The organism is Hyunsoonleella sp. J2K-J805, assembly GCF_057167125.1.
Genome location: NZ_CM169901.1, coordinates 3,692,932 through 3,704,911, shown reverse-complemented (window position 1 = coordinate 3,704,911; position 11,980 = coordinate 3,692,932). Strand labels below are relative to the sequence as shown.

Below are 11,980 nucleotides of genomic sequence, written 5' to 3'. Positions count from 1 at the left end.
TAAACTAACTTTTTAAATATTCTATTTGATAATTGCCTGAACCTAAAATCACAACCCCCTCCGTTATTTCAACAGTATTATTCTGTTCAAATTCTGAAATAGTTTTGCCATTTATTTTTAAGCTTTCAAACTCCGATGGGGTGAGTACAATTTTAGAGTTTGTATTAAACGGCACATTAAGTTTGATTTTTAAACTACCGTCTTTTGCCTCCCAAGCATTATTTATAGCGCCATAAGGTGTTGGCACAGAAACCTCAGTGCTTGTAATTTGACTTGGAAACTCTGGATTTACAGTAAACTCCTTAAACCCTGGTGCATCAGTAGATGACTGAACACCCCCCAAACTCTCATAAAAATAAGTTGCAAAACCTGTATGCATAGGGTGGTTTAATGAATTGGTTGGCCCTTCCATTTCCTCCCAAACAAATTGGCGTTCTGGCCATGTAGTGAATCCTGAATTCATTACATAAGTTTGACTTGGAAAATCTGGTGTTGTTAAAATTTGATGTGCTAAATCTGCTTTTCCGTATTTAGATAATACGGTATAGATGTATCTATTACCATGAATTCCAGTTGAATGATGCCCGCCTTTAACTTCGACAATATCATGTGCTAACCCATTCACAATACTTTCAATATCATTTTCTGGTGCTAAACCAAATTGTAAAGCTTGTACCGTAGCCGTCTGACTTTGATACCATTTGTGTTTTGTATTAGGTATTTCAACTAAAAATTCTTTGTTGAATGCGTCTTTCAATTCGCGTTGTTCTTGTTTCATTTTTACAACATAAGCCACATCATTATTCATTTCAGCAAAGGTTTCCATAATGCCCAAAACGTCATAAAAATAGGCGTTTGCCGAAATAATAGGATCACATTCCATAGCTGAAGGATTTTTACGTCTGTCCCATCGTGGTGGGCACCAATCGCCCATGCCATCTTGCATAATGCCGTTTTCACCTTTAAAATTGAGATAGAAATTGGTCAAATTTATCATATCTTCGTAATACTCTTTTACTATAGTATCATCTCCATAAAATTTGTAATTATACCAAGGTAAATACATGGTGGCTACACCCCAATCTATTTTTGCGTATGTAGATGTACGTTTTCCTGGAGCAATCATAGTTGGTACTTGAAATTTTATATCTGGGGTATTATGCCCTTTTGTTGGTCGCATTTGCGTACGGATGTCTTCCATATATTTTTTGTAGAAATCGTACATGTCGTAATTGTAAAGCGCATATTCACAAAATGCATGTGCATCGCCTAACCAGCCACATTTTTCGCGGTGCGGACAATCCTCTGGAATACCATGTACATTATCCACAATAGTCCATTTACTAATACTGTGCATTTTGTTTAGTAATTCGTCAGATGATGTAAAACTTCCTGTTTCTTGAATATCTGTAGCTACCAAAACCGCTTTAATCATATCAGCATCTGGCTTTGTAGAAATGCCTTCGATTTTTGCATATCGAAACCCATGATAACTAAATTTAGGTTCCCAAGATTCCACACCATCACCTTTACAAATGTATTTATAAATTTGCGCCATTCCATTTGCGCCACCTCCTGTTGAGCCTGGAAAAATATCTTTTCCGTTAGTTAATAATGCCTCTGTAGTTGTAATTTCAATTAATTGCCCTTCCTTTTCTTTTACGTTCAACTTTACCCAACCAGCAATGTTTTGTCCAAAATCAACAATCCAGTTACCATCTGGTGCTTTAAACACCTTGTGTGGTTCAAACTCTTTTAATTTTTTTATTGGTGGAATTTGACTCGCACTTATTTTTTTAACTTGTGGTGACGCCTCTTTTGCATTACCCCATTTAACATCATCATAGTCAACAGTATTCCAATTTCCTAATTCAAATCTTGCATCATAGGTATCACCGCCATAGATATTATTGAATACGATAGGGCCCGTAGATTCTTTCCAAGTGCCATCTGTATAAAAGTCTTCTTCAGATCCGTCATTATATTTAAGCTTTACCAAAAGCTTAACGGTTGGTGGCCCATAAGCCAAATCTTTATCCGACTCAGGGTCTCGCTTCCATGAAATGTTCTGCCCATAAAAACCGTTTCCTAAATTAATTCCGAAGGCATTTTTTCCTGACTTAATTTCATTGGTAACATCATAATTTACGTAATAGGCCTGTTTGTCATAGTTAGATGGCGCAGGATCTAAAACATGATCGCCCACTTTTTCACCATTTAGATACAGTTCATAATAACCTAAGCCACAGATATAGGCCTGAGCGTTTTCAATTTTTTTTCCAATCTCTACTTCTTTTCTAAAATAACTAGCAGGAAAGCCATCAACAGGTTCTGGCGTTTTCATTTTGCCTGTTTTATAATCTCTAAAACGGTATGGCGATGTTCTCGTGTCTTTATTTAAGGTAATCCATTTTGAATTCCCCCAATTATCACTGGTCATCAACCCCATTTCAAATGTTTGAACATCAGACCATTCAGAACCCGTCCCTTCTTCATCCCAAATCTTAACTTTCCAAAAATAAGTTTTTAAAGCTTCTAGTGCTTCACCTTGATACTTTACAAATGTAGATGTATCACTATTTACTTTATCTGAATTCCATAAATCCGCATCATCTTCATTCAATTTTTCTGGTGATGAAGCTACCAAAATATGATAAGCCGATTGTGATTTATTAAAGCCTTCAGCATCAGCAATCCATGAAAAAAGAGGTTGATCACTTTCAATAGTTGACGGGTTTTCTTTTGAATTTACAGTTAATTTTTCAAAAGACACTACAGTACTAGGTGTTGACACTTGATTACAGGATAAGCAGAAAATAGCTAAAACTAGTAACGGAAATAGTGCTTGTTTTTTTATCATCGAGATAGTCTTTTATTTTGAATTTTTGACAAAATTAAGTGTTGAAAGTATAGGAAATAACTGGAGATATTATCCTGCACCATCATGGATAGAGGTATTTAATACTTAAATAATTTTATTGGTCCTTGCAACCCTGTTGAAACCAAATCTTTATAGTGTCTTGTCCACACGTTTGTTAAAGGATTGTCAATAGATTTGCAATAGTTAGCCAACACCGTTGTGTAATGAATTTCTATTTCATTATCACCTTTATTTAAAAAATCAGCGACTGGATAAATGGCTTTCCCATACCAATTTGTTCCAATGTTTTCTCCATTAACATAAACTGTTATAACACCACCATTTGTTTCTCCTAAATCTATATGAGAATAACCCGCATCATTTAAAATGGTTGCTTTATAAATTATTTCTCCACCGAAAGTATTTTGTGAGGTATCGATTGATTTACTAAAATCAACCAATTCTGTCATATTCCAACTATATGTCTTGTTATCTATTCTTTTACCTACCACTCTCCAATTGGCGTCGATAACTTTAAAGTCCTTAATTAATTTATGATTTTCTTTTATCACTTCGGAAGGCTCTTCATCTTCAAAAACAATTAGCAAAGATTCTAATGGGTTTAAAGTGATACTTAAATCATTTGAACTAGATGCGTAATAATAAGGCTTTCTCTCGCCTGTTTCAGGATTCCATTGATAAGGATACTTTCCATCAACAGGGAACTTCGCTTCAAAACTGGCGGTTTCAAACTTATGCACATTAGTAAAGAAGTATATCTCTTTATCTTCTGTATATTGATGAATTTGATATACTTTTTTTGTTGGGTTATCGATAACTACATCTGGAGTAACTTCAGATTTTTTAAGTAAACTCTCTGTCCAAGAAAATAGTTGTGCTAATGATTTTGGTTGTTTTATTTTAATGATTGAATTTGGTTTTTCTACCAAAATCTTATCCATAATTTCTTTTACTTGACTATCGGTTTTGTTAGTATCTTTAAAGTGTAAGGATTGTTTAGGAAGTTCATCTACCACTGCAATTTTACCACCAGAGGTAATAAATTTTTGAATTGCAAGAGCTGTTTCTGGGTGAATAGATTGCAAACTAGCCAAAACCAACAATTTATAACTCATATTCCCAAAAGAAATTTCATCATTTTCTATTGTTGCTTCTGTTAAAACTTTTTGGTTAATATATTCGCAAGAATACCCTAATTGACTAATAGGCTCCCACAATTTATATAAGTACCTAGGCTCTAAATGAAAAGGTTCTCTTGCCAAACCTTTGTCTCCCCATAAATCGGCAGTAGGCCCAATAATAGCTATAGACTTATCTGCTTGCGAGTTTTGAAATACCGCCGATAATCTTGCGTTATAATCCACCCAAAGATTTAAGTATTTCCACCAGGTGTTTTGTTCGCTAAAATAAGCTCCATAACGTATCCATCCTGGAAATGGTTCTTCTTTTGGAGAGTAATTATAACCGTGCAAAATAGAATGATTAATACCTGTGATGAAATTCATATCATCATGTTGTTTTATTTCTTCTAGAGTTGTTTTAAAAACACCTCTAGTATTGGTCATAACTTCAGAACTTATAATCTTTTTACCTGTCAAATGTCCTCCAGCTGCAGCATACATATTCCAAGTCATATACCCATGACTTTGATTCCATTGCCAGATAGAATCTTTCATCTCTGCAGAATAAACCCAGTTGTTACTTTCTGGTATATCTGGTATCATATACCCATCCAGAATGCCCATTAAAAAAGGCGTTCCATAAGCTTGATATCTGCATAATACGCCGTTTTCTTCACAAAAATCCTTGTAGGTTTTTGTGAAATTCGTCAAAAATACTTCAACCAATAATTTATTATAATCATAACGAACGCGTTTTAATTGATCTTTAAATGCTTCTGCAAACCCTTCTGAATAATCGTCATTAAAATAATTACCTTTAGCTGAATAGAAAATAAAAGGCGTCCATTTGTCTAATTTATAACCATAGGTTTCAAAAAAAACAGCATCAAAATCATCAGTCCAATTAGCCCCAGACACTTCTATACTGTCACAAAATATGGCTCTTATCAATTGACTAAGAGGAATACCCGAACGTTCTGAAATTTTCTTCAAACGTGATAAATACGCTAGTGTTATTTCCTTTTTATAATGATCCATAACCGGACCTGCTCCTCCGGGAGCTCCAAGAGTTACATCTCTAAAATTTTGTTGAATGAGCTGATAACTTAAATAAAAATCGCCCTGTTGTTTTATGGTGTAATTAAGTTTTCCATCTGTATTAAGATGCTCATTAAAATCGATAATTTGTTCTATATCAGAACACTGTTTTGGTACCAACAAAAGGCTCGCCAATTTATATTGGGTTCTTTTACTTAAATGCCTCTGCGATCTTGTTTTATTAAATTTAGATTTGAAATGTTTTATCAATAAGGCTTCATTAACGGAAATTGTTTCTCCACTTTTAAAAGCTATTTTGTCTGTTACTATGCGCTGGCAGGTTTCTTCGTTTGTTAAAAACTCTCCACCAAAGGGCCAGCCAGTGCCTGCAATTATATCGGTTATCATGCCCAAATCTTTCGCTTTTTTTGCTGCATAAACTACCATATCTATCCATTCATCGCTCATCCAAACTAAAGACTTATCCTTTTTATTGAATGCAGCAGGCATTGCAATTGGGTTAATTTCTACACCACCAAAACCAACACTTTTTAAAGATTCTAGCTGTCTATCAAGTTCTTCTGGCTTTACTTTATTACCGTTCCACCACCAACGGACGAAAGGACGTGCTTCTGCAGGTGGGTTTTGGAATTTAGCATACAAGTTCTCATTATCAATAGTTCCTGTATTCTTTTTACATGAAAATATAAGTAATAGAAAAAGAATTATAACTGATAAAAAAGAAGTCTTCATTTTAATTTAACTATTTATAAATAATATCTCAAATTAAGATTTTTAAAATGCAGCGGTGTCCTGTCATTTCATGAAAAGCTATTTAATCTAAAGAGAGTTTCCAACTCCTACCAAAACTACTGAAAGAATAATTACAATGATTCCTGATGTTATTGTGAACTTTGTTTTTTGAGCAACGCCTTCCCATTCTTTTCTATAAATCCCCCAAAGATTAGCCGTTAAAATAATGGTTGACATATGTAAAATCCAAGAACTGGCACCATTACCCAATTTACTTTCACCCATACCATAAAAGAAAAACTGTAAAAACCAGATGGTTCCTGCCAATGCGGAAAACAGTAAGTTCTTAGAAATAGGTGTTTCCTTATTTGTAAAATCTTTATAGGCTTTATTTTTTAAACTCAAATAGGTAGTCCACACAAAATTAGTAGCCAAACCTCCCCATAGAATTACCACAAAGGTCACATTATTTGCAAACAAATGATCATAACCTGCGGCCACGGCAGCATCAGCTAATGGCTTTCCTGCTTCAATACCAAAACTAAAAAAGGAACTTAAAATACCTGAAAGTACAGCAACAATTAACCCTTTTACGAGATTGAATTCTGCAACACTTTTCTTTTTTTCTTCTTCTGAAAGTTCGCCCTCTTTTAACATTCCTGCTTTTCCACAAATTGCTATCCCAATCAAACACACTAAAACCCCAAACAAAACAACTTGCCCTCCAGTTGAGCTTATCATGTCTGTAAAAGAAACTTTCCCTTCTTCAGGATTAAAATTATAATAAATAGAAGGTACAACAGCGCCAAATGCCGCACAAAATCCTAGTACAACTGAATTCCCTAAAGACATCCCTAAATAGCGTACTCCAAGGCCATAAGACAAACCACCAACTCCCCAAAGTAGCCCCATTAAAAAGGTAAAACCTAAAATTGTGCTTGAACTTGATGTAATAATTTCCACAAATCCCGGAACAGTCAAATACGCTGCTATAGGCGGTACAATTAGCCAAGACATAACTCCTCCCACCATCCAATAGGTTTCCCATGCCCAACCTTTAACTTTATTGTAGGGCATGTAAAAACTTCCTGCCGCTACACCTCCTAAAGAATGAAATAAAACTCCTAAAATTGCTTGCATAGTTTTTGAATATAAAATTTATTATAATTTACTTATGTATTCTGGATTTTTAGTTGTTGGAATTGGCGCATTGGTATCTCCCCACCAAGCCTTTAAAAGCGTTAATAATTCATCTGCTTTTTTAGGATTTGTTTCTGCTAGATTATTTCTTTCTCCAATATCTTCGGATAAATTATATAACTCTACGCCTTTATCTTCAAAGTAATAATGTAATTTCCAATCTCCTTTTCTTACTACAGAACCCGGACGCGTTCTAAACAAGGGATCACGATTTTCGTTATCGTTTACATTATAGGCCTGTAAATAAATAGGGAAATGCCAAAATAAAGGACGTTCAAAAACTTCTACTTCTTTTTCTAAAACAGGTGATAAATTATTACCATCCAATTGAAGCGAGCTAGCATCAATACCTGCATATTGCAATACCGTTGGAAAAACATCTAAATTCGTTATCGGAATGTCACTCTTCGTATTCGGTTGAATCTTACTATTTAAAACAAAGAAAAAAGGCTCTCTAATACCGCCTTCGTAATAGCTTCCTTTTCCTGCTCTAAGTGGTTTTTGTTTTGTTATGCCATATAAACCACCATTGTCTGAAGTAAACACAATTAATGTATTCTCAAAAAGATTTCTTTCTTTTAATTTATTGATAAGTAACCCTATATTTCTATCCAAATTATCTACCATTGATGCGTACTCAGCATTACCTTGACCTTTCCAAGGTGATTTTTTTTCGTATTTAGGTACAATACTATCTACTGCCATTATAGGAACATGCACTGCATAAGGCGAATAGTTTAAATAAAATGGTTTTTGAACAGTATCCACAAACTTTAAGGCATTTTCCATCACCAAATCAGTCAAATATTGGCTATTGCCTTTTTCTATTTTTACATTTTTATACGGTGGATAATAACTTCTAGGTAACCCATTGTGTCCTCCAGCAATATTTACATCAAATCCATATTCTAGTGGATTATCACTTAAATGCCACTTTCCTGCATGACAGGTTATATAGCCATTTTCACTCAAAACCTCTGGTAAAATATGATGTTCTGGTGATAAAGTATGCGTGTTTTTAATAGGGATTATTTTTCTATCTTCAGATTTACCTCTAGTTGATGGACTCACGGTATAAACCCCATGACGTGGTGCCCATTGCCCTGTCATTAAGTTAGCTCTACTAGGCGCACAATTGGAAGCAGATGCATAGCCATTTGTAAATACCATTCCTAAACTAGATAGGTAATCTATATTAGGAGTTTCATAGTATTCGCTTCCCATAAAACCAACATCTTTCCATCCCATATCATCAACGTTTATGATAACGATATTGGGAGGTACAACATCTTTTCCCGTGTTACACGCAACACAAAGTAGCAGTAATATAAGCAAAGGAAATAGTCGCATTATTTTTTAGTTTTTAGTTTTTAGTTTTTAGTTTTTAGTTTTTACAAATTTGTTAAAGATTATTAAAAATAGTTTCAAAATCAAATTCAATTTATTTTATTTAAAATACTACAATACTTTCTTTATAGAAACCACAATTTTTACTGGTCCCAATAAACCCGATGGCAACAATTTTGAATCTTTATGCCAATGTTTAAAAGCTGCAAGTGTTTCACGCTCGGTTGGACGCTTAGTATTGTTTAAAAGCCACTCTGGCCATTCTTTTATGTGTGGTCCTCTACGCTTGTAATCCAAAGGTAATTGCTCATCTCCAATTAATCTATTTGGCCAAAGATTTGTAATTTTTACCTCAAGTGTATTGGTGCCTTTTACAAAAGCGTCATCAATATTTATCCTGTAAGGGGTTTTCCATAATATTCCTAGATTTTTTCCATTGAGAATCACTTCAGCAATTACCTTTACATTCCCTAAATCCAATTGTAACGAATTACTGTTTTTAAGCAGTTTTGAAGACATGTTGAATTCTTTTTTATAGCTTGCTGTACCTGAAAAATAACGAATTTCTTTTTCATTAGCATCTGACCAAGAAATCAACTTATGAAATGTTTTGCGTAAAGAATCTTTATTTTTAACAGGAAAACTTACTTGCCAATCATTTGAGAGATCAATTGGCTCAGGTATCGATTTTACTTTTAATGTTTTCGTTTTTCCTTTTGACGAACGATACGTTATTTCACCAGTATAAGGGGTAACCCAAGCAACCTCGTTGATGTCGTAAATTAATTTAGACTTAGGTCTTTCCTGTGTTAGTTTTAGAGTATCTCCTTCAGAAACAATAATGCTTTTCTTTTCGTTATTAATCGTATAGCTAACGCGTAAAGAGTTCTTAGTATCATTTTTTTCTTTTAAAAAACGATCGTTTACAGAAATTTCATAAGTGCCAGATTCTACGATTGATTTTACTTTTTCTGTAACATCGTAAATAGGTTTGTTAGGAGGAATGCTATTTATTCCTCTTGCAAATTTTCCGAAGATAGCTTTTACAACTACTAATTTTCCTTTGTTGTTAGCTTCTATATGCAGCCACTCTTTTTCCATGGTATTTTTTTCGTGTAGCGTTTCCCCAACTTTATATTGAACACGTAACTCTTTTTTATAACCAGGTGCTGGGTCTCCAGAACAAAGACTACGAGTTGCATGTATCGATAATTTATTATCAACAACACTTTTTGCCACTTTTTCTGTAACATCAACCAAGCCATCAGGTAAAAATGTTCCGTATTCAGCTTTTATGATTTTTAGAGTAGAAGGAGAAATTGATTTAGGTTTTTGAGTAGTGATGGCAGCACTTACAATGTGATCTTCTGAAGTTATAGGTTCTTTAAACACAATAAATACAGAGCCTTGAGGTTCAAAAGGAATTGATACTGTTGTGGTACCATCACCATTGTTTTTCCATACTGAAGCATTAGTAATTTCTCCCGTTTCTGCATTCCAAAGTTCTGGTTGTTTTCCTGTAACTCGAAAACGACAGTCTAATTCTCGACTTTCTTTCTTAGAATTTACTACAAAATAGATGTCGCTATTTTTAGTTTTTCGGTGAATAAAATCGATAGCGGCATTGGTATCGTTTTCAATTGAAAAATCTGGAAGCAATACCCAGTTTTTTAAAACATCTAAAACCGAGTTGTCTTTAACAATACCCGAATTCCATAAATTATCAGCTAACTCAACTACCTTTTCATCGCAAGTAGGATACTTTTCAAGACTTGAAGATTTTTTTGGTTTTGAGCCAATGATTTGTGCGCCCAAGTTAGCTAATTCTTTAATTTTAGTTAGTGTTTTTGGTGTCATCCATTCAATTGAAGGCAATACCAAAATTTTGTATTTTTCTCCTACAGAAGTTTGAATAAGACCGTCTTTTACTGTTAATGTATGTATTTTATTTGACCCAATCACATCATAATCATAGCCTAGTGCTTTTATTTCTGGCATTAAAAGCGCATCATTTGGAGATGATTCTCCTGTAAAAACCAAGACATCGGCTACCGAGGTGCCTTGTTGTAGTAAAAACTGACCTCTACTAATATAATTTACAAAAGGTTTGCTCTGATTCCACCATGTATTTAAACGGTTAAAATCTGTTCCAAAAACCTGTAAAGTCAATCCAGGTCCAACATTCCAAGGTTGGTGTACATAACAGTGAAAAACAAAACGATTGATACCTTGCGCCCATGCTAAATCGCCCATGGCTTTTAGTGTACCTGGGTGTTGGTTCCAGCCTCCCATACCAGTAAAAGATTCTGCTTCGGCAATGGGGCTTCCATTTAATTTGGCAATGGAAGCGACAAATTTAGGCGAGTCAAAAAAGGCCAAACTACCACTCCAAAATTCAGACATTACCACATCGGCAGTTGCTCCTACCTGCATGCTATCAAACGGCCCCCAATAGGGTTCTGTAGAAAATTGCATGCCGCTTTTACGACAAAGCGTACCGAAATGCCCATAGTAATTCCTAGCAATTAAATCTCCAACGGTACGTCTAAAATCCCAAAGAAACCGTTCTGTTTCTTCGCCACTTTCTACATAATACCCTGCTAAGGCAGGCAAATAGGCTTTACAGTTGTAAGCACGAAGGTTTTCGAATGCTTCAGCAAAGTTAGGGGTCCAATTTGTGGTGCCTACTTCGTAGCTATCTATATGACATCTTGTTACGGCTGTACCAATTAGTGTATCCAATTTTTTAATAATGGGTTGGATACCGCCTTCCCAAAAAACATCAACAGCCTTTTTGCTCATTTTATCACATTCTAAACCGCGTCCGCCTTCACTCGGAAAACGATTTTTTTCGCCCGTAGGCGTGTGTCCAATTCGTAAAATAACCCATTCGCCTTTAGGTGCTTTCCATTTTAAAACCCCATCTTTCGAAAGTTTTGTTGTCAAATCGATAATTTCTGATTTTTTAACTACGGCTAAATCAGAAATATTTTTGTTGTCTGGTGTTAAGTGGTTTCTAACTTTATGCGAAAGTATTTTTGTGTCTAATTCGGCAATGCGTTGGTCGTTTTTAGGTTTAGGAAAAGCAAGAATGGCGATATCTTTATAATAATTTAAGTGGGTTTTAGGTTGAGGCAGTTTAGCATTAAATGTGTTGTTACCAGTATACACTGTTTCAGAAAAAACCAGTTCTTGCATGGCGTATTCTGGGGTGATTGATGGCCCGCCCGTTGACGACCAACCAGCACCATTATGAAAACTCAACTCGAGTCCTAGTCGTTTGGTCTCTGAGGCTGCAAAATGGAATAAATCTAGCCATTCAGTACTTAAATAATCAGCAAAACCTTTCGGGTTTCCTAAATTCACATTAAAAATCAGAGCACCCTGAATACCTACGTTTTTCATAGCTTCTAGGTCGGCTGTTATACCTTCTTTTGTAACGTTTCCGTTTATCCAAAACCACATAGTACGTGGTTTCGCAGATGCTGGTGGATTTTTAAAGTTTTGTTGAAGAAATAGGCTTTCTGCGTTAGTAGAGCTTGAATTTTCCATACATGATGTAAAAAACATCATCACCGCAAAGCAAATACTTATCGCTAGTAAAATAACATATTTAGTTCTCATAAAAAACTTTAAATGT

At 34.8% G+C, this 11,980-nt stretch carries 5 protein-coding genes; all 5 read right to left on the bottom strand.

Annotated features, from left to right (window positions below; all coding sequences use genetic code 11):
• Positions 1-4 precede the first annotated feature (4 nt).
• The gene (locus AC1B0Z_RS16120) at positions 5-2,860 is read right to left on the bottom strand and encodes an alpha-L-rhamnosidase (protein ID WP_483793251.1); all 2,856 of its coding nucleotides are present in this window, start codon (positions 2,858-2,860) and stop codon (positions 5-7) included.
• A 98-nt stretch (positions 2,861-2,958) separates the two neighbouring features.
• The gene (locus tag AC1B0Z_RS16115) at positions 2,959-5,793 is read right to left on the bottom strand and encodes a glycosyl hydrolase (RefSeq protein ID WP_483793250.1); all 2,835 of its coding nucleotides are present in this window, start codon (positions 5,791-5,793) and stop codon (positions 2,959-2,961) included.
• Between the two features lie 87 nt (positions 5,794-5,880).
• Complete coding sequence (gene rhaT, locus AC1B0Z_RS16110) at positions 5,881-6,933, bottom strand: L-rhamnose/proton symporter RhaT (RefSeq protein ID WP_483793249.1); 1,053 nt, start codon at positions 6,931-6,933, stop codon at positions 5,881-5,883.
• Between the two features lie 21 nt (positions 6,934-6,954).
• The gene (locus AC1B0Z_RS16105; protein WP_483793247.1) at positions 6,955-8,343 is read right to left on the bottom strand and encodes a sulfatase; all 1,389 of its coding nucleotides are present in this window, start codon (positions 8,341-8,343) and stop codon (positions 6,955-6,957) included.
• Between the two features lie 108 nt (positions 8,344-8,451).
• A complete protein-coding gene (locus AC1B0Z_RS16100; RefSeq protein WP_483793246.1) occupies positions 8,452-11,964 on the bottom strand; it encodes a glycosyl hydrolase in 3,513 nt (1,170 codons plus the stop codon).
• Positions 11,965-11,980 lie beyond the last annotated feature (16 nt).